This is a genomic window from Arthrobacter cheniae, from assembly GCF_003602275.1.
Classification (GTDB): Bacteria; Actinomycetota; Actinomycetes; order Actinomycetales; family Micrococcaceae; genus Arthrobacter_D; species Arthrobacter_D cheniae.
Map to the genome: position 1 here is coordinate 21477 of NZ_QZVT01000009.1, position 18803 is coordinate 40279.

Genomic DNA, 18803 nt, shown 5'->3' on the forward strand with positions numbered 1-18803 from the left:
TTCTCCTCGCAGCGGGCTCTGGGTTCCTGGGGCAGCGTGGGACGACCAGGTGGCCCCACGTCCGCCCTCGACGCTACCGAAGGCGGAGGTGGACAGCAACCTTAGTGTTCGGTCGGCAGGGAGCCCTTGCCGTCCTCGATGTGCGCGTAGCGACGCAGGAGTTCCGCCCCGCTGCTGTTCCGTTCCACTGCGAGCGCCTCCTGCATGGCCTCGAGCTTCGCGGCCCCTGCCGGGAAGGGCGGCAGGAGCGGCACGTTCGGATCCGTCACGACGTCGAGGATGAACGGGCGGTCCGCCGCGAGGGCCCGCCGCCATGCGTCCGCGAGGTCGTCGGGGTCCTCGATCCGCACGCCCTCGAGGCCCAGCAGGCGCGCGTATGCCGCGATGTCGACGTCGGGCAGTGCCTGGCTGTCCCCGAATCTCGGCTCGCCCTCCATCTCACGCTGCTCCCACGAGACCTCTGCGAGGTCCTGGTTGGAGAGGACGCAGACGATGAACCGGGGATCGGTCCAGCCCTGCCACAGCCGGGCGACAGTGACGAGCTCGGCAAGCCCGGCCATCTGCATGGCGCCGTCGCCGGCGAGCACGACGACGGGGCGTTCGGGCCGGGCGAGTTTCGCGGCGATGCCGTAGGGAACGCCTGCACCCATGCAGCCAAGGGTGCTGGAGAGGTGGGCCGGCACTCCGCGCGGCAGCCGGAGCTGGCGTGCGTACCAGTACACGCAACTGCCGACGTCGACCGCGACCTGCGCGTCATGCGGCAGCACGGCGTTCAGTTCGTGCACCACGCGCTCGGGGTTCACGGGCTCGGCCGGGGTCATGGCACGCTCTGCGGCGATGCGGTGCCACCGGTCCACCTGCTCCTCGACCTCGGTGCGGTACGAATGGTCCTGCTGTCGGTGCAGCAGGACCAGCAGGGAACTGAGTGTCGCGGCGGCGTCGCCATGCAGTGCGACCTCGACCGGGTACCGGTTGCCGATCGCCTTCGGGTCGATGTCGATCTGTACGGCGCGCGCCTGACCGGGTGCCGGGTAGTACTCGGTCCACGGGTCGTTGGAGCCGATGATCAGCAGGGTGTCGCACGTGTCCATGAGGTGCGCGCTCGCGGTGGTACCGAGATGGCCCATGGTGCCGGTGGCGTAGGGGAGGGATTCGTCCACGAAGGGCTTGCCGAGCAGGCTCGTGGTGATGCCGGCCCCCAGCCGTTCGGCGATGGCGACGACCTCCTGCTGTGCGTGTGCTGCGCCCTGGCCCACCAGCAGTGCAACCTTCTGTCCCCCATTCAGGAGGGCTGCGGCGTCGTGCAGGTCGCCCTCGCGAGGAGCGACAGTACCCAGGGACCAGACGGGCGACGACGGCACCACTCCGTGCTCGTGAGGCGTCTCGGGTGCCGGTGCCTGTTGGACATCGTGCGGCAGGATCACGACGGCGGGCGATCGTGTGGCAAGTGCGGCCTTGAAGGCGCGGTCCAGGACCAGGGGTAGCTGCTCCGGGTCGGAGACCTGCTGGAGGAACGCGGAGGCGACGTCCTTGAAGAGGCTGTGCAGGTCGATCTCCTGCTGGTAGCCCGAGCCGAGGACGGTCCGACTCTGCTGGCCGATGACAGCGACGACGGGCACGCTGTCCATCCGTGCGTCGTACAGCCCGTTCAGCAGATGCACAGCGCCGGGGCCCTGCGTGGCCGTCACGACGCCTACCCGGCCCGTGTACTTGGCATGCGCCACCGCCATGAAGGCTGCTGCCTCCTCATGGCGGGCCTGGATGAAGGCAGGCTTCCCGGCCCGACGCAGAGCACCGAGGAGGGGATTGATACCGTCCCCGCTGTAGCCGAAGATCCTGTCCACCCGCCAGGCTGTCAGGTGGCGGACCACGAAGTCGGCTACGGAGCCCGCGTCCTCTGCCACGTCCTGCTCCGCGTCCTCTGCCATCGCGCCTAGCCCGCAGCCGGTACGTCTGGGCCGGTGGGCCAGCGCAGGAGGGCTGCGATGGGCTTCTCCTGCAACGCACCCGAGGGGTACATGGTGACCTGCGCATCGGTGAGTGCGGCTGCCCTGAGCAGGCCGGCCACCGCCGGCACCGTGCCCAGCACGCCGGTTCCTGCGGTGTCCGCCTCGGACAGTGCAACCCAGGGAGCGGAGTCGAGGGCCAGAAGCGTCTCGCCGTCCCACGCCGTCGTCTCGAGGAGGAGGGATTCGACCTGTGCCTGCTGCAGGGCGGCGATCACCGCACCGCGGCCGACGGCGGACGTCCGCGTCCCGCGGCCCTCCTTCTCGGCGAGCCGTTCCAGCAGAGCGCGCTGGCGGTCCGCCATGGTCAGGGCGACGAGCTGCTGGACCTGCTCGAGGAAGGTCTCCTCATCCGCGCCGGCCGCCCGCGTGTTGGATTCGATGATGCTGAGCTTGGCCCGGGACTCATGCGAGACCTCGTCGGCCACCAGTTGGCGGGCGCGGATGTCACCGGCGACGATGATCAGCTGTGCACGGTGTTCGGCTGCGATGCGGTCGATCTCCGACGCGACCTCGCCGGCATTCATCTTCCAGACCTTTTCCGCATGCTGCTGCATGCGCTTGTGTGCCCAGCCACCACTGCCGAGCTTGCGGGTGTGGTCGGTGTCTCCCTCGATCACGGAATCCGGATCACCGGAGGTGATGTGGGCCTCGTCCCCGTCGGCGAAACGAAGGTACACCTCGCCGCCGTGGTGCCCTACCTCGGCGACGATGTAGGCAAAGTCCTCGGGGGTATGGCGTACCAGCGGGGTGAGATCCGGGATGGGTCCGGTGGCTGTCACCGCGAGGCCCACGAGGGCGCCGGGCAGGAACTCGTCGACGACGGCCGTCCCGTCGTTCACCAGGACGTAGCGCGTCACGGGATCGGGGAGTCCCTTCGCGGACGTGCTGAGCGCTCTGAGCGCCGCCTCCACGTCCTGCTCCGGGGCGCCGGCGTCCTTCATCTCCTGGGCGACGCTGCGCGGAAGGATCTCGTCGTTGGCCAGGCCGTCCACGGTGCCGGTGCTGCCATCCACGTAGATGGTGGTCCATGGTCCAGGAGAGTCGAAGAGCTGGGCATGGTCTCTGAGTAGGTTCGTCACGAAGATCCCCTGTCGTATAAGTGCTGGTTCATCCGGTGCAGGCGCCGCGCCGGAATACTAAGGACACTTATGGTCTATCACCCGGAGCGAGCCGCTGAGAAGGATTCATGGAGTCGTCACCGGGCTTGAAAAAGCCTCGGCACGCGTGGGTGGCGGCAGGTAGCGTGGACGGCATGCTCACAGTTCCCGAGAATTTCCCGCCCGCATACATCACGTTCCTCGAGGCCCAGGACGAGGGTTTCGCCGAGACGGTGCTCATGGTCATGAAGCAGTCCCTCGCCGAGGGGAAGTACGGAATCCTCGTCAGCAGCCACGCCCTGGATCGCCAGGCCGAACTGTCGCAGGAGGTGCCGTTCGGCGAGGTCGTCGAAGGCACCCGCTGACGGCATTGCTGATCCGGACGGGCAACTCCTTCGGCGGATCAGCGGATGACGGTCAAGCAGGGAAGCGCCGGCCATCGGCCGACGCTTCCCTCGTGCGGTGCTATCGGGCCCGGTGCTACCGGACCGGCTGGCGGGTGCTAGTTCCCCGAGCCGTTCGAGTCAGCGGGATCAGCGCCCTCGGCGGGATCCTCGGTGTGCACCCTGATGTCCTCCGGATCGGCGTCGAGGTCGCCCTCGGCAGGGGCTTCGTTGTGGTGGCGTTCGTCGTCACTCGGCTTCTCTGACATGCACTCGTCCTTTCGGTTCAAGGGAAAGTAAGCTCCCTTATCGTCAGTGTACGGATCTGTCATCGCAGGCATAACCCGCAACCCCTGGGTGACGCGGCATCGTCAGCATGATTACCATCGAGGCATGGAGAGCGAGAGCGTCACGGAGTGCCGGGTCGACGGGCGCTCGCGACGTATTCTCTCGTCGGCTGCGGTGGGGCTGGCGTCGTTGGGACTGGGCCTCGCTGCCCACGTGGTGTCCGGAGGCGATCTACCGGATACGCCGATCCTGTTCGGGCTGGCCGCACTGGCCGTCCTGGCCGCCACCCTCGTGTCGCACGGCAGGCTTCCGGGCTGGGCCGTGATGCTCGTCCTCGGTGTAGCCCAGCAGGTGCTTCACTGGCTCCTCGGCGGACTGGCGGATGCGCCGTCGTCGACTGTTCCCGGTGCGGACGGACATCATGGCGGTGATGTCCCGATCGGAACGGCAGCGCCCCGGGGGCACTCCCCGGAGTTGATGCTCATGCTGCACGCACACCTGGCGGTGGCGCTCCTCGTCGGCTGGGCCGTCCTGCAGCGACAATCCGTGATCGGGTGGCTCTCCGTCCGCCGTCGCCCCCAGGTCCAGCGAAGCGAGGAAGGCGCTCCCATCACGTGATGGGAGCGCCTTCCTCGTGCAGCAGGACGGTCGGGACGTGGCGAAGCCTAGTTGGCGTCAGCCGAACCGTCGTAGAACGGATAGTCGGTATAACCCTCGGCTCCGGTGGAGTAAAAGGTTGCCGCATTCGGCTCGTTCTCCGGCAGGTTCTCGCGCCAGCGACGTGCAAGGTCCGGGTTGGCGATAGCGGGCCTTCCGACGACGACGGCATCGCCCACGCCGTCCTCGAGGATGGCGATGGCTTCCTCGCGGTTCGTGATGACGCCGAAGCCGCTGTTGATCAGGACGGGGCCACCGAAGCGCGAGCGGAGATCCTGGATGAGCTCACCGGTCGGCTCGGCGTGGAGGACGCTGAGATAGGCGAGGCCGAGCGGTGCGAGCGCATCCACCAGCGTGCCGTAGGTGGCGTGCACATCGGTGGCTTCGGTCTCGAGGGCGTCCTGGATGTTGTGGGCCGGGGAGATGCGAAGACCCACCTTCTCGGCCCCCACCTCCGCGGCCACCGCAGTGACGAGTTCGATCACGAACTGCGCCCGCTTCTCCGGGGATCCTCCGTAGGCGTCGTCGCGCTGGTTCGATTCCGGCGAGAGGAACTCGTGCAGCAGGTAACCGTTGGCGCCGTGCAGTTCGACACCGTCGAATCCTGCGACGTCGATCGCCTTCCGTGAGGCGGTCACGAACTCGTCGATGATTCCCGGGAGTTCATCGGTGCTGAGGGCATGGGGGACGGGATACGGGTGCTTCCCTGTGCTGGTGCGCGTGGTGCCGGCGATGGCGATGGCGCTTGGAGCGACCACCTGGTAGCCACCGTTGGTCTCGGGGTGGGTCACGCGACCCGCATGCATGACCTGCGCCACGATGCGGCCGCCGTCGGCATGCACGGCATCGGTGACTCGCTTCCAGCCGGCGAGCTGCTCGTCCTCGACGAGGCCGGGCTGGCCGGGGAAGCCCTGTCCGGCGTGGCTCGGGTAGGTTCCCTCGCTGATGATCAGGCCAAGGGAGGCGCGCTGGCGGTAGTGCTCGACGACGATGTCGCCGGGGATACCGGCATCGCCGGAGCGGACGCGGGTCAGGGGCGCCATGACGACGCGGTTGGGCAGTTCCAGTGTGCCGAGCGTGAGGGGGGAGAACAGTTTCATATGTTCCTACTTTCCTGATCGGGGTGCGAGCCGGTTCTACTGTTCGGTAACCGGGCGCCACCGGGTGCTATTCCGGCTGTGTTCGGTGTCACGTAGCCGATCAGGCGCGCGTGCGGCCCGAGCCACGTGGCATCCGGGCGGCGGCACCCTGGCGTGGCCGGGTGCAGACATGACGAAGCCCCGGGCTGGACCCGGGGCTTCTGCAGCGGAGGGACGGCGACGGACGTTACTTGATGTCCTGTTCGTCCATGGCGTTGAGCGGCGATCCGCCGCGATTCGCCGGATCATCGCTGGCATCGACCTCGTCGTCCTCCATCATGCCGAAGTCGACGTCCGCCGCGGCTTCGCCGAGCATCGGCTCCTCCGGAGGATACTGCTCGTCCCCATGCCGGTAGCGGGCCTCGGCCGTCTCCTCGCGGAGGGTCTGGTCGCTGAGGACGCCTTCCTCACCGACGCCGGAGACGCCGTTCTCGTCGAAGTCGCTCTCGTCGTCGCCCGTCTCGGTGGCGCCGGGCTCGTCCTGCAGGAGTGGATCCTCCTGCCAGCGGTCCGGGTTGAGCTCAGCCGCATCCTCGTAGCTGTCCGGCTGGCCCTCGAGGACCGGGTCGAAGGCTTCGGGAGCAAGCGAATCATTAGGCACCTCGGGCTCCTCGCCCACGATGGTCAGTTCCTCATCGGGAAGGTTCTCTGTCATCTTCTCTGCCTTTCGTCGGTGCTGTGCATCCTTGGATCATCAGCCTACTGATGATCCTGCCCGGGCGACAGTCGGCGCCGTCACCCGGGCAGGATTCGGCCCGTCTAGGCGTGGTCACGCCAGCTGTGCATGGGTTCGAATCCGAGGAGGCGACGGGCCCTGTCGATGGACAGGAGGGTCTCGTGCCGGCCCACTTTCCGCGTCACCCGGACTCCGGGAAAGACCTCGGTGGCCAGTTCGGCACTTGGGCGGCTCATCACCGTGTCCGCTGCCGCGATGATGAAACGGTCGAAGCCGGGCGCCGCGTTCTGCAGGGCGCGCTCCACGGCCTGTGCGCCGTCACGCCCATCGATGTAGCCCCACAGATTCCACTTGCGGGCCAGGGCATCGGCATCGAAGGCCGGAAACTCGGCGTAGTCCTCCGGATCCATGACGTTCGAGAACCGCAGCGCCGTGATGCTCAGCTCCGGGTCCCAGCGGGCCAGCTCGATCGCGAGTTGCTCCTCGAGGTGCTTGACGAGGGAGTAGGTGCTCTCGGGCCGGGCCGCGTACTCCTCGTCCACCGGAATGTAGGGCGGAGGGGTGTCGAAGGGCAGGCCGAGCACCGTCTCGCTCGAGGCGTAGACGATTCGCTTGATGCCTGCCCGCCTGCATGCCTGGAAGACGTTGTAGGTGGCCGCCATGTTGTTGTGGAAGGTCGCCGAGTCCGCCTGGAGACCGGGGGCCGGGATGGCGCCCAGATGCACGACGGCGTCGAGTCCGGTGTGCATGTCGTCGACGCCGAGGAGGGCATCGATCACCTGCCCGTAGTCGCGCAGGTCGACCCGGAGGAAGGACGGGCTGCGTTCCCCGAACTGATCCAGCTCGAGGACGGTGTGGCCGGCGCCGCGCAGTCCGCGCACCACGCTGCGCCCCAGCTTGCCGTTCGATCCGGTGACCGCGACTGTGAGGTCCGCCATCAGACGGGGCGCGTCTCGGGCGAGACGGTCTTCGCCACGTCGGTCTCGGCGAGGTCGCCGATCGCGTCGTCGATCGCCTTCATGACGTCGTCCTCGAGCTTCACACCGGCGGCGACGGCGTTCGACTCCACCTGCTCCGGCCGTGACGCCCCGATGATCGCAGAGGCGACGTTCCTGTTCTGCAGCACCCAGGCGATGGAGAGCTGCGCCATGGTGAGACCTACGCCGTCGGCGATGGGCGCCAGTTTCTGGACGCCGGAAAGGACGTCATCGCTCATCCAGCGCTTGATCATGTCGGCGCCACCCTTGTCGTCCGAGGCTCGGGTGCCCTGTTCAGGCTGCTGGCCCGGCAAGTACTTACCGGTCAGGACGCCCTGGGCCACAGGGGACCAGACGATCTGCGAGAGGCCGAGTTCCTCCGACGTCGGCACGACCTCGCCCTCGATGACGCGCCACAGCATCGAGTACTGGGGCTGGTTCGAGATGAGCTGGAAGCCGAGGTCCCTGGCGAGGGCGTGCCCGTCGCGGATCTGCTGGGCGGTCCACTCACTGACACCGATGTACAGGGCCTTGCCCTGGCGCACGATGTCGGCGAACGCCTGCATCGTCTCCTCCAGGGGCGTCTCGTAGTCGTACCGGTGGGCCTGGTAGAGGTCCACGTAGTCGGTCTGCAGGCGTTGCAGCGACCCGTCGATGGACTCCATGATGTGCTTGCGCGAGAGTCCGACGTCGTTGGGGCCCTTGGGCCCGGTGGGCCCCCAGACCTTCGTGAAGATTTCGAGCGACTGGCGGCGCTCGCCCTTCAGCGCCTCTCCGAGGACGGTCTCCGCAGCCGTGTTGGCATAGACGTCAGCGGTGTCGAACGTGGTGATGCCGACATCGAGCGCGGCGCGGACGCACTGTGTGGCGACGTCGTTCTCGACCTGGGAGCCGTGCGTCAGCCAGTTGCCGTAGGTGATTTCCGAGATTTTGAGTCCGCTGTTTCCGAGATATCTGAAGTCCATGATCCTGATGCTAACCACCCTGATCAGGCGAGTACAGGGCAACCCGTTCACTCAGGCAACATTCCTGCCATGCTACGCGGGAGGGTGATGCGCAGCCGCTAGACTTGAGGGCGTCCTTCCGTTGCCGCCCACCCGTGAATGAGGAATCTTGGTCCACTTCAGCGCTCGTTTCGCCACCGGGACAGAGCAGCAGGACTGGGATTCGCTCGTCACGGCGAACCCCGGCGGGGGCAACATGCTCCAATCCGCAGCGTTCGCGGAGGTCAAGTCCCACCACGGCTGGAGGCCGAGGTTCGTGGTGATCGAGGGCGGCGGGTACACCAGCCACACGCTCATCCTCGAGAAGAAGGTGCCCCTGATCGGGGCGCTGTGGTACCTCATCAAGGGCCCGGCAGTCACCGAGGCGGCCCACGTGCCCGCAGCGGCGCAGGCGGTCGCCGACCTCGCGCGGCGCCAGAAGCACAGTGTCTTCGCCATCAAGGTCGAACCGGACCTCGTCGACGGCCCCGAGGTGCGCGAGGCCTTTCGCTCGGCCGGACTCGTCAAGACCTTCAATTTGCAGCCCAATGACAGCACGGCCATCCTGGACACGACGCCGGAGTCCAACCAGTTGCTGCGGAACCTGCACTCCCGCGGGCGCAATGCGGTCCGCAGGGCTATCCGCGAGGGCGTCGAGGTCCAGCGCATGGAGCCGACCGAAGAAACGTTCCGCGCCATGTACTCGCTGATGTCGCACATCGAAGACCGATCCGCCGCCCGCATGCGCTCGTTCGAGTACTACAGCCGCTTCTGGCAGAACTTCGTGGACGCAGGCCAGGGCCGCTTCTACTTCGTCCATGAGGACGGTCAGCCCTCGGTCGGCGCGTTCGTCATCAACTACGGCTCGAAGGGCACGTACAAGGACGGTGGGTCGCGTCCCGGCCGTACCCAGTACGGCGACTCGCACCTCGTCCAATGGACAGCCATCAACGATCTCAAGGACGAGTTCGGGATTGTCGAGTACGACTTCTGCGGCACCCCGCCGAGCGACCAGCTCAAGGACACGAACCACCCGCACCACGGGCTCGGGCTGTTCAAGACGAGCTTCACCAAGACCGTCACGGACTATGCCGGCTGCTACGACCTCGTGGTCAGCGGCTGGAAGTATCGTGTGTGGAACACGATCGCTGAACGTGTTGCGCGCCAGGTGCACTGGCGGCGCACCCACCAGCCGTTCTACTGACCTACCATCGCGGACTGCCGCGGTGAAGCACGCATGAAAGGCGGCTGTGAAAGACGGTTCCACACCTGGGGACGGCCGATCGCCTTCCACCAACCCTTCGCCCGTGGCGGAGGCCCTGCCCGTGATCAAGCGTCCCTTCGATCCGTCCGAGAACGAGAAGAAGAAGATGGCGGGCGCTGCCGGTGGAGGTAAGGGCCCGCGGGTACCGGCCCCGCCGAAACGCCCGAAGGCGGAGCCGAAGGCAGCACAGCAGGGTCGCCAGCGACGACCAGCGTCCCGCCCTACCGATGCGCTGCCGACCACCCCGCACAGCGTTCCACCGTCCGGTCGTTCCAACGCCGCGGCCCGCACCATGCTGCGCCGGCTGGTGCAGGGGGAGGCTCCACCGACCCAGGCGATGAGCATCGTCGAACGCCTGGCGGGAAGTCCCTACGCAAACCCCATGATGCACGTGGGCGGCCCCGACGCGAGCGCTCGCAAGGCGCTCGACTTCGCCCTCAACCTGGCCGAGACCATGTTCCGATACGGAGCGGGTGCGCTCGAGGTGGAGACGAGCATCATCGCCGTGACGGCTGCCTTCGGACTGGAGAACATCGAAGTGGACATCACGAACCAGTCGGTGGTGCTGAACTACTCGGCCAAGGATCAGACTCCGACAACGGTCCTGCGCGTGGTGCGTTCCTGGACCAACAACTACGCCGGGCTCACGGCCATCCATCGGCTCGTGTCGGACATCGCCGGCGGTGGCGTCTCACGGATTGAGGCCGCGCAACGGCTCGACGAGATAACGCACCGACCCAAACCCTTCCCGCGCTGGATGGTGACCGCGGCCTTCGGCATCTTCGCTGCGGCCATCGTCGCCTTCGTCGGCGGAACGCCGCTCGGATCACTCATCGGCTTCGTGAGTTGCATCCTGGTGGACCTGGTGGGCCGCAAACTCGGCGAGTGGCGTGTCCCGGAGTTCTTCGCCGTGGCCACCTGCTCGGTCCTCGTGACCCTGATCGCCATGATGTTCTGGTGGATGCAGGTACCGATCGCCCCCGCGCTCGTGGTGGTGGGTGGCATCCTCCTGCTCCTGCCGACGGGTCGGCTCGTGTCGGCCACACAGGACGCCATCAATGGGTTCCCGGTCACAGCTGCTGGCCGCTTCCTCTCGGCTGTCCTGATCTTCGCGGCGCTGGTCGCCGGTATCGCCGTCGCCCTCGTGGCAGGGAACGCGCTGGGCATACCGCCCCTCGAGGTCCTCGAGTCATCGGGCTCGCAGTATCCGTGGCCGGTGGTGGCCGTGCTGACCTTCATCGCCGTGGCAATGATTTGTATCGCCGAGCAGACGGACGTGAAGCTGGTGATCCCGACGTCGCTCGTCGCCGTCGCGGGGTACCTGCTCCTGATCAGTGCCACGGCCGCGGGAGTCGGGTATCGGCTCGCCCCGGCCCTCGCCGCCATCCTGATCGGGGCGCTCTCCCGCGTGGTCGCCCTGCGCCTCGGGGCTCCACAGCTCGTCGTCGCCGTACCCGCGGTGCTGTTCCTCTACCCGGGGCTGACCATCTTCCGATCCATGTACATGCTCACCCTCGACTCCGAGGTGGTGAACGACGGCGCCCTGGGGCTCTTCAACGCGCTGACCGTGGTGCTCGCGATCGCGGCGGGAGTGGTGCTCGGTGACAACCTCGCCCGACCCTTTACACGCAGGCTCAGTTCCGACGAGAGACAGCGGAACCGGCGGCGCTAGGGACGCCGGTGTCCGACGGCTCGCACTGCTGTGCCGGGGGCTCTGCGCCGTGGTTCTGTTGATGGCAGCGGCCACCGGTCCTCCTCCCGGTCGGGTGATGTGCTGCCGCGCCTGTTCGTCACGCGCCTACGCCGCGCCAGGACCGGCCGAGGTCCTCGACCAGTCGATGGGATCGGCGCCCTGCTGCACCAGCAACGCGTTGGCACGGCTGAAGGGCCGCGACCCGAAGAAGCCGCGTGAGGCCGAGAGCGGGCTCGGGTGCACGGACTCGACCGTCGGCGTGGTGCCCAGCAGGGGCTTCAGGCGGAGAGCATCCTTCCCCCACAGGATGGCGACGAGGGGACCGCCCCGAGCCACGAGTGCCCGGATGGCCGCGTCCGTCACGAGTTCCCACCCCCGGCCCCGGTGCGATGCGGTCTCGCCGGCGCGGACCGTCAGCACGCGGTTGAGGAGGAGTACGCCCTGTTCCGCCCATCCGGAGAGATCGCCCGACGGCGGTACGGGGGAGCCCGTGTCGGACGACAGCTCGCGGTAGATGTTGGCGAGGCTGCGGGGGATCGGCCGCGTCGAGGGATGGACGGAGAAGCTCAGGCCGACCGCGTGGCCGGCGGTCGGATACGGATCCTGGCCCACGATGACCACCCGAACCCTGTCGAGCGGTGTGGTGAAAGCCCGCAGGATGTGCCGGGCATCGGGCAGGATGCGGTGACCCGCGTCGAGGTCGGAGGCGAGGGACGCTGCGAGCTGATGCAGGACGGGCTCGACCGGCTCTAGTGCTGCGGCCCAATCGGGGCTGACCAGATCACCGATCGGGGCGGGTGCCGCGAACGGGAAGACCGACTCGTTGGGTGAGGGAGCAGTGTTCCCCGGCCTTCCCGGTGGGCCGGCTCGGCGGTCGGAGGCCCTGTCGGGGAGTGTTGCAGGAAGATCGAAGAGTGCGCCGTCGTCGTGGACCATGCCCCCATTCTGACGTGCCGGATCGCGGGGTTTACCACGAATGACAGGCGTGTAATTCCCCTCTACCATGGGGTGACACGTGTGCGAGAAGGCGAAGAACGGAAGGCGGGGAGCGGACATGGCGGAACCACAGCGGCATGTAGACGGTCCGGCTTCCGGACAGGATCCAAGGCTGGCGTTGGGCGACCGCGAGCAGCGCATGCTCGCACTCGAGCGCGAATGGTGGAAGTACTCGGGCGCCAAGGAACAGGCGATCCGCGACCTGTTCAACATGTCTGCCACGCACTACTACCAGCTGCTCAATGCGCTCATCGACACGGAAGCAGCGCTCGCACACGATCCGATGCTCGTGAAGAGGCTGCGTCGCCTGCGATCGACCCGCCAGAAGGCCCGCTCGGCGCGCCGTCTCGGCGCGGACATCTAGACCTGCCCGCACCCTCGACGAACGAAGGATCTCCCCTCACCCATGACAGACCATCCGCGGGACGAGTTCGACAAGGTCCCGGAGGCTTCGGCGCGCCAGGGTGTCCACCGCGAGCGGCTCGTCCCCGCTTCGTCAAGCGGCCTCGCGCTCAAGATCACTGTCGGGATCCTGGCCCTGCTGATCGGCCTGGGTGCCTACTTCATCCTCCCGCGCCTGGGCCTCTTCGCCGGTGGCGACGGTGCTTCCATGACCTCAGCCTCCTCGAGCACCGACGGGTCGCCGGCCGGAGGGACGGCGGATCCCCCGGCATCGGCCGAGGCAGCCCCGGACTCGAGTGCGAGCTCCACGAGCGGGCCCGATGACGGTTCCACGAAGGAACCGGACAATGAGCCGACGGCGTCCAGCGGCGCGGACCCCGCGGGGGACGCGGACCTCGCCCAGACCGTGAATGTGCTCAACGGTACCGGCGCGCCGGGCCTGGCCAGTGTTGCGGCCGGGCGTCTGGAATCCGCGGGCTGGAGCTCCGCGCTTCCCGGCAACTGGGCGGGCGCCCCTCTCGACTCCTCGGTGGTCTTCTACAACGGCGAGGCGCAGCGTGCCAGTGCCGAGGCTGTGGCAGCGGATCTCGGGATCGCGGACTCCGTCGACAACCCGGACATCTCGCCGGACATCTCCGTAGTGCTCGGCCCCGAGTTCCAGTAGCCCCGGCTCTCTGCCGGTGACGAACCGAGGTCTGCCGTCAGTCCTTCAGCGGGATACCTTTCGCGTCCCTCCGGAACTGCTCGGTCCCGACAAGGATCATGATGCCCTCGATCAGTCCCCAGATACCCGCAGCGATGGCGCTCAGGCCGAAGGTGAAGATCGCTCCCACCGTCGACATGAGGATCTGGATGATGCCGATGGTGGTGAAGCCGAGGTAGAACCGGTGGATTCCGAGGGATCCCAGCAGGATGCCGAGGATGCCCGCCACCACGCGTGATTTCTGGGGAGCGTAGGGCTGCCCGAAGGGCCCCTGGTTGTACCCGCCCTGATTGTAAGGACCCTGAGCGGAGGGCGACTGCTGATACTGGCCCTGTGGGTACTGGCCTTGGAAGTACGGTCCCTGGTGGGAGGGCGGCGATGGATACTGGTTCGGCTGGTAGGGACTGTGCGCATCGGCAGAGGGGCCGTAGCTGCCCCGACCTGACGTGCCCTGTCCGTACCCTCCGCCATAGTTGCCATGTCCGTAGGTGCTTTGCCCCTGCCCGCTGCGGGCGTCGTCCCCACCCTGGCCGGGAGCGCCCTCGCCAGGGGTGCCCGGATCCGCGGAGTCCTCGGGAGACGAGGGCGGGGTAGCGGAGTAAGGCGGGGTATACGGGTTCGCGGGGGTAGCCCCGGATCCGTCCGTACTCGTTGCGTCCGCCTCGGGTGCGGGGGTGTGGTGATCGTCTCCGACGGGTTTGCCTCCCATGCCCTGCTCGTCGTGGTTTCCGCTGTCAGGGCCGGTTGCTGGCGTCGACACGATGCCTCCTGTTGCTTGTGGTCCGCCCAACCTATGCCCTGAGGGGAATCGGCGCCATGGCGGGCACTGATCGTGCCCGATCCTTCTGGGGAGGAGGTGCCCGGACGCGCTGCAACAGGTTGCACTCAGTGGGTGGGAGTGCTAATTATTGAGTTAGCACTCGCGCGCGCAGACTGCTAAAGCTGTGCGTGGTGGGTGAAGCAGGCAAACCTCTGTGGTGGGGGTGGAGCCGGAACGTGAAAGAGATCGTTCAGGCGCTGCCCGGCCGTCGCGGGCACCACACGCAGGCAAGCATCATGTGCTGAAATGCAACCGTCCCCGAAAGGACCTACGCCGTTATGGCCAAGATCATTTCTTTTGATGAAGAGGCCCGTCGTGGCCTCGAGCGAGGCCTCAATATCCTCGCTGATGCCGTCAAGGTAACGCTCGGCCCCCGTGGCCGCAACGTCGTGCTCGAGAAGAAGTGGGGCGCGCCCACCATCACGAACGACGGCGTGTCCATCGCCAAGGAGATCGAGCTCGACGATCCGTTCGAGAGGATCGGCGCCGAACTCGTCAAGGAAGTCGCCAAGAAGACGGACGACGTCGCAGGCGACGGAACCACCACCGCCACCGTGCTCGCCCAGGCCCTCGTCAAGGAAGGCCTGCGCAACGTCGCGGCCGGAGCGGACCCCCTGAGCCTCAAGCGCGGCATCGAGAAGGCCGTCAAGGCCGTCATCGACGAACTCCTCGCCTCGGCCAAGGAAATCGAGACCAAGGAGCAGATCGCCGCCACGGCTTCCATCTCCGCCGGCGATACGCAGATCGGTGACCTGATCGCCGAAGCGCTCGACAAGGTGGGCAAGGAAGGCGTCATCACCGTCGAGGAGTCGAACACCTTCGGCCTCGAGCTCGAACTCACCGAGGGCATGCGCTTCGACAAGGGCTACATCTCGGGCTACTTCGTCACGGATGCCGAGCGCCAGGAGACTGTCCTCGAGGATCCGTACATCCTGATCGTCAACTCGAAGATCAGCAATGTGAAGGACCTGGTTGCTGTCCTCGAGAAGGTCATGCAGTCCGGCAAGCCGCTGCTGATCATCGCCGAGGACGTCGAAGGCGAAGCACTCGCGACCCTCGTGGTCAACAAGATCCGCGGCACGTTCAAGTCCGTCGCCGTCAAGGCTCCGGGCTTCGGTGACCGCCGCAAGGCGCAGCTCGCCGACATCGCCATCCTCACCGGTGGTCAGGTCATCGCGGAGGAGGTCGGACTCAAGCTCGAGACCGCCACGCTCGACCTGCTCGGTACCGCCCGCAAGGTCGTCGTCACCAAGGACGAGACCACCATCGTCGAAGGAGCCGGCGACGCCGACGCCATCGCCGGTCGCGTGGCCCAGATCCGTGCCGAGATCGAGAACTCCGATTCGGACTACGACCGCGAGAAGCTGCAGGAGCGCCTGGCCAAGCTGGCCGGCGGCGTTGCAGTCATCAAGGCCGGCGCCGCTACGGAGGTCGAGCTCAAGGAGCGCAAGCACCGCATCGAGGACGCCGTCCGCAATGCGAAGGCGGCCGTCGAGGAAGGCATCGTCGCCGGTGGTGGCGTTGCCCTCATCCAGGCTGGCGCGAAGGCATTCGCCAACCTGGAGCTCACGGGTGACGAGGCAACCGGCGCGAACATCGTCCGCGTCGCCATCGACGCCCCGTTGAAGCAGATCGCCTTCAACGCGGGCCTCGAGCCCGGCGTCGTCGTCGACAAGGTTCGCGGACTGCCCGCCGGCCACGGCCTGAACGCCGCAACCGGTGTGTACGAGGACCTGCTCGCCGCAGGCGTCAACGACCCGGTAAAGGTCACCCGTTCGGCCCTGCAGAACGCAGCGTCGATCGCCGGCCTCTTCCTCACCACCGAGGCCGTCGTGGCCGACAAGCCGGAGAAGGCAGCACCTGCCGGCGGCGGCGACGACATGGGTGGCATGGGCGGGATGGGCGGCTTCTAGCCCCCTCCCGGCGCTGACCGCGCCACCCGCGCAAGCAGGAAAGGGCGGCACTCCCGACAGGGGGTGCCGCCCTTTTTTGCTGGATCAACTCATGAACATGCGTGCATTGCTCTGTTCTGCGTCCGCATACTGCTGGGTGGCGACGTTGAGCGCCTCATTGATGCCGGTGAGGGATTCCTCGACCTGCTGCTGCGTGGCTCGCCACTGCACAATGAGGTGCTGGAAGTTGGTGGCCGCCTGGCCGGTCCATAGCCCTTCGAGCTCCCGGAGCCCGGCCTGCATGGTGTTGACCTCCGCCTGCAGCCTCGAGATGGTGCCCTGGACCTGGCTGCTCTTGGCGGCCAGGCTATCGGTGTCTACGTTGAAGAATGCCATGCTGTGCTCCCGTGTGATCGCTCTTCCCTGACGCTGTCGACGCTAGGTCACGGGAGCGGGCGATCAGGAGTCGTTGCGGTTGTTGTGGATAACAGGCTTCCACGACGGCGCCTGTGGAGGAGTGATGCCGGATGCGTGGTCGTTGGGTGCCGCCGGACCGTTCTCAGTAATCCCGTCCCTCTCCGGGCCGTCGACCGGGTCGCTTCCCCGATCGTCGGAGGAATCCGCCGGCGTGTGGGGCAGCCTGATCGAGAGGGTGGCGCCGCCTCCGGGTGTCTCCTCCAGCCGCACCGTGCCGTCGTGCTGCGCGACGAGTGCGGCGACGATGGCGAGACCGAGGCCCGTGCCGCCGGTCTCCCGATAGCGAGACGAGTCCGCCCGGTAGAAGCGCTCGAAGACCTTGGCGGCGTCATCCTCGGAGATACCGGGTCCGTGATCGCGCATCTCGATGACGGAATCACTGTGGCCGTGAAGCACGGGCGCCACGCCCACGGCGATCTCGATCGGGGAGCCCTCAGGGGTATAGCGGAGAGCATTCGTCATCAGGTTCGCCACCACCTGGCGCAGGCGTGCCTCGTCGCCCCTGGTGGGAGCGGACCTCGGTACGCCGCCGTCGAGTCCGATGACCGAGATGGACCGCTCCGGCGCTGTGGCGCGGGCGTCGAAGGCGGCATCATGCGCGAGGACCATGAGGTCCACGGGCTTGACCTCGAGGGGGCGCTGCTCATCGATCCTTGCCAGTGTCAGGAGGTCCTCGACGAGCTGGCCCATCCGAATAGCCTCGCTCTCGATCCGTCCCATCGCTGCGGCGACGTCCTCCTCCTTCTTCAGCGCTCCGTGACGGTAGAGCTCCGAGTACCCACGGATCGTGACGAGCGGGGTGCGTAGTTCGTGTGAGGCGTCAGCAACGAAGCGCCGCATCTTCGTCTCCGATGCCGTGCGCGAAGCAAAGGCCCGCTCGATATGCGACAGCATGGCGTTCAGGGATCGCGACAACCGCCCGATCTCGGTGGCGGGGCGCTCCACCGTCACGCGACGCGACAGGTCTCCCGCTGCGATGGCGGCGGCGGTCCGCTCGACCCTGGCGAGCGGCGCGAACTGCCGTGTCACCGTGACGAAGGCGATCAGCGAGGCGAGTGCGGTCGTCACGAGACCCGACGTGAAGATGATCTCCTTCGCTTCCTGAAGGGACTCGTTCACGGTGTTGAGCCTTGAGGCGATAGCCAGGTAGCCCTGACCGTTGGCGAAGGGCAGGATCCTCACACGCCAGTCGGCGCTGGCCCTGTCCGTACTCGGCAGGTCGACGCCCTCGCCGTCCAGCTCGGCGAAACGCTCGAGCGTCATCCCGGAGAAGTCGGGGACGTCCGTCACATCCTCGGCCTGGTTCGCCGACTGGATGGCACCGCTCTGGTCGAGGATGGCGGCGTAGTAACGGAGCGAGAAGCCGTTGGACGAAGGTTCCTCCGCATAGATGTCCTCCGCGACTTTCCCGGCGTTGGTCAGGAGGTCGGCGTCGACGCGGTCCACGAGCCCCTCGCGCAGGAGGGACACGGTGGCCAGGCCCGTGATGCCCACCGTGACGATCATGAGCAGCATGATGATCGCGACGAGCTGCGAGCGGAGCGACGCCGCGTTCCAGCGCTTGACCAAAGGGCCCCCGCTACCGCTTGTCGGCGGTGCGTAGGAGGTACCCCACGCCGCGCTTGGTCTGGATCAACGCGACCGAGTCCGTGGCCCTGTCGATCTTCCGGCGCAGATAGGAGATGTAGGACTCGACGATGGACGCGTCGCCGTTGAAGTCGTATTCCCACACGTGGTCGAGGATCTGGGCCTTGGACAGGACCCGGTTCGGATTCATCATGAGGTAGCGCAGCAGCTTGAACTCGGTGGGGGAGAGGTCGATGACGTCGCCGGCGCGCCGGACCTCGTGGGCGTCGTCGTCCAGTTCGAGGTCGTCGACGCGGATGACGGCGTCGTCGTCCTCGAGGGGGTGCGTGCGGCGGAGGACAGCGCGGATGCGGGCAACGACCTCGTCGAGGCTGAACGGCTTGGTGACGTAGTCGTCACCGCCGACGGTGAGACCCATGACCTTGTCATCCGTGTCGTCACGAGCCGTCAGGAAGACGACGGGGAAGTGGCGGCCGGCAGCACGCAGGCGCCGGGTGACCGTGAACCCGTCCATGTCCGGAAGCATGACGTCGAGGACCGCGAGGTCCGGGTTGTGCAGTTCCGCGGCGGCGAGGGCGTCGCGCCCGTTGGCGGCCGCAACGACCTCGAAGCCGGCGAAGCGCAGCGAGGTCGAGAGGAGTTCACGGATATTCGGTTCGTCGTCGACGACCAGCAGCTTGGCTTCGGGACCTGTTTTCTTCACCCCACCAGTATCCGCACGTTTTCTGGTAGTTCGCTGGGCACCGCCTGCAGAGTCTCT

At 67.1% G+C, this 18803-nt stretch carries 19 protein-coding genes; 7 read left to right on the plus strand and 12 right to left on the minus strand.

All coding sequences use genetic code 11. The features are described from left to right. Positions 1 to 101 precede the first annotated feature (101 nt). Both D6T63_RS15070 and D6T63_RS15075 read right to left on the minus strand, forming a co-directional pair. The gene (locus D6T63_RS15070; protein ID WP_120149883.1) at positions 102 to 1928 is read right to left on the minus strand and encodes a thiamine pyrophosphate-requiring protein; all 1827 of its coding nucleotides are present in this window, start codon (positions 1926 to 1928) and stop codon (positions 102 to 104) included. Positions 1929 to 1933: 5 nt separating this feature from the next. Then, positions 1934 to 3088 carry a baeRF2 domain-containing protein gene (locus tag D6T63_RS15075; protein ID WP_120149884.1) on the minus strand — a complete coding sequence of 385 codons (1155 nt, stop codon included), beginning with the start codon at positions 3086 to 3088 and terminating at the stop codon, positions 1934 to 1936. Between the two features lie 173 nt (positions 3089 to 3261). Between D6T63_RS15075 and D6T63_RS15080 the strand changes: the two genes are divergently transcribed. After that, positions 3262 to 3471: a hypothetical protein gene (locus D6T63_RS15080; RefSeq protein WP_147394394.1), complete on the plus strand. Its 210-nt coding sequence runs from the start codon at positions 3262 to 3264 to the stop codon at positions 3469 to 3471. A gap of 137 nt (positions 3472 to 3608) precedes the next feature. Here D6T63_RS15080 and D6T63_RS19300 read toward each other — a convergent pair whose 3' ends face one another. Beyond that, the gene (locus D6T63_RS19300; RefSeq protein WP_182977033.1) at positions 3609 to 3758 is read right to left on the minus strand and encodes a hypothetical protein; all 150 of its coding nucleotides are present in this window, start codon (positions 3756 to 3758) and stop codon (positions 3609 to 3611) included. A 124-nt stretch (positions 3759 to 3882) separates the two neighbouring features. Between D6T63_RS19300 and D6T63_RS15085 the strand changes: the two genes are divergently transcribed. Continuing rightward, positions 3883 to 4395 (plus strand): hypothetical protein, encoded by a 513-nt coding sequence (locus D6T63_RS15085; RefSeq protein ID WP_120149886.1) that lies wholly within the window; start codon positions 3883 to 3885, stop codon positions 4393 to 4395. Between the two features lie 47 nt (positions 4396 to 4442). On the opposite strand, the gene D6T63_RS15090 is transcribed toward D6T63_RS15085, so the two are convergent. The 4 genes from D6T63_RS15090 to D6T63_RS15105 all read right to left on the minus strand — a co-directional run bounded on the left by D6T63_RS15090 (position 4443) and on the right by D6T63_RS15105 (position 8191). Beyond that, positions 4443 to 5534, minus strand: a complete 1092-nt coding sequence (locus tag D6T63_RS15090) for an alkene reductase (RefSeq protein ID WP_120149887.1) — start codon at positions 5532 to 5534, stop codon at positions 4443 to 4445. 226 nt (positions 5535 to 5760) lie between these two features. Next, positions 5761 to 6228 carry a hypothetical protein gene (locus D6T63_RS15095; RefSeq protein ID WP_120149888.1) on the minus strand — a complete coding sequence of 156 codons (468 nt, stop codon included), beginning with the start codon at positions 6226 to 6228 and terminating at the stop codon, positions 5761 to 5763. A gap of 104 nt (positions 6229 to 6332) precedes the next feature. Continuing rightward, entirely contained in the window at positions 6333 to 7187 is an 855-nt protein-coding gene (locus D6T63_RS15100; RefSeq protein ID WP_120149889.1) for an NAD-dependent epimerase/dehydratase family protein, read from the minus strand. Then, positions 7187 to 8191 (minus strand): aldo/keto reductase family protein, encoded by a 1005-nt coding sequence (locus D6T63_RS15105; RefSeq protein WP_120149890.1) that lies wholly within the window; start codon positions 8189 to 8191, stop codon positions 7187 to 7189. Before D6T63_RS15105 ends, D6T63_RS15100 begins: the two co-directional genes overlap by 1 nt. Positions 8192 to 8339: 148 nt before the next feature. Here D6T63_RS15105 and D6T63_RS15110 point away from each other — a divergent pair, with 148 nt between their 5' ends. Both D6T63_RS15110 and D6T63_RS15115 read left to right on the plus strand, forming a co-directional pair. Continuing rightward, positions 8340 to 9413 (plus strand): lipid II:glycine glycyltransferase FemX, encoded by a 1074-nt coding sequence (locus D6T63_RS15110; RefSeq protein WP_120149891.1) that lies wholly within the window; start codon positions 8340 to 8342, stop codon positions 9411 to 9413. 166 nt (positions 9414 to 9579) lie between these two features. Then, positions 9580 to 11145 carry a threonine/serine exporter family protein gene (locus D6T63_RS15115; protein ID WP_120149973.1) on the plus strand — a complete coding sequence of 522 codons (1566 nt, stop codon included), beginning with the start codon at positions 9580 to 9582 and terminating at the stop codon, positions 11143 to 11145. Positions 11146 to 11271: 126 nt separating this feature from the next. On the opposite strand, the gene D6T63_RS15120 is transcribed toward D6T63_RS15115, so the two are convergent. Further along, positions 11272 to 12102, minus strand: a complete 831-nt coding sequence (locus D6T63_RS15120; RefSeq protein ID WP_120149892.1) for a uracil-DNA glycosylase — start codon at positions 12100 to 12102, stop codon at positions 11272 to 11274. Between the two features lie 118 nt (positions 12103 to 12220). On the opposite strand from D6T63_RS15120, the gene D6T63_RS15125 reads away from it, so the two are divergent. Together D6T63_RS15125 and D6T63_RS15130 are read left to right on the plus strand one after the other, a co-directional pair. Then, complete coding sequence (locus D6T63_RS15125) at positions 12221 to 12526, plus strand: DUF3263 domain-containing protein (protein WP_120149893.1); 306 nt, start codon at positions 12221 to 12223, stop codon at positions 12524 to 12526. Positions 12527 to 12568: 42 nt separating this feature from the next. Next, positions 12569 to 13228 carry a LytR C-terminal domain-containing protein gene (locus D6T63_RS15130; protein WP_120149894.1) on the plus strand — a complete coding sequence of 220 codons (660 nt, stop codon included), beginning with the start codon at positions 12569 to 12571 and terminating at the stop codon, positions 13226 to 13228. A 37-nt stretch (positions 13229 to 13265) separates the two neighbouring features. Here D6T63_RS15130 and D6T63_RS15135 read toward each other — a convergent pair whose 3' ends face one another. Next, positions 13266 to 14027, minus strand: coding sequence for a TM2 domain-containing protein (locus D6T63_RS15135; protein WP_120149895.1), 762 nt, complete (start codon positions 14025 to 14027; stop codon positions 13266 to 13268). A gap of 338 nt (positions 14028 to 14365) precedes the next feature. Between D6T63_RS15135 and groL the strand changes: the two genes are divergently transcribed. Beyond that, positions 14366 to 16000, plus strand: a complete 1635-nt coding sequence (groL, locus tag D6T63_RS15140; RefSeq protein WP_120149896.1) for a chaperonin GroEL — start codon at positions 14366 to 14368, stop codon at positions 15998 to 16000. Positions 16001 to 16084: 84 nt separating this feature from the next. Here the strand turns inward: groL and D6T63_RS15145 are convergent, their stop codons facing one another. The 3 genes from D6T63_RS15145 to D6T63_RS15155 form a co-directional block, all read right to left on the minus strand. Continuing rightward, complete coding sequence (locus D6T63_RS15145; RefSeq protein WP_120149897.1) at positions 16085 to 16375, minus strand: WXG100 family type VII secretion target; 291 nt, start codon at positions 16373 to 16375, stop codon at positions 16085 to 16087. Positions 16376 to 16438: 63 nt separating this feature from the next. Continuing rightward, positions 16439 to 18025 carry a sensor histidine kinase gene (locus D6T63_RS15150; protein WP_235830783.1) on the minus strand — a complete coding sequence of 529 codons (1587 nt, stop codon included), beginning with the start codon at positions 18023 to 18025 and terminating at the stop codon, positions 16439 to 16441. Between the two features lie 10 nt (positions 18026 to 18035). Next, on the minus strand, positions 18036 to 18746 hold the full coding sequence (locus D6T63_RS15155; protein ID WP_120149898.1) for a response regulator transcription factor: 711 nt from the start codon (positions 18744 to 18746) through the stop codon (positions 18036 to 18038). Between the last annotated feature and the right edge of the window lie 57 nt (positions 18747 to 18803).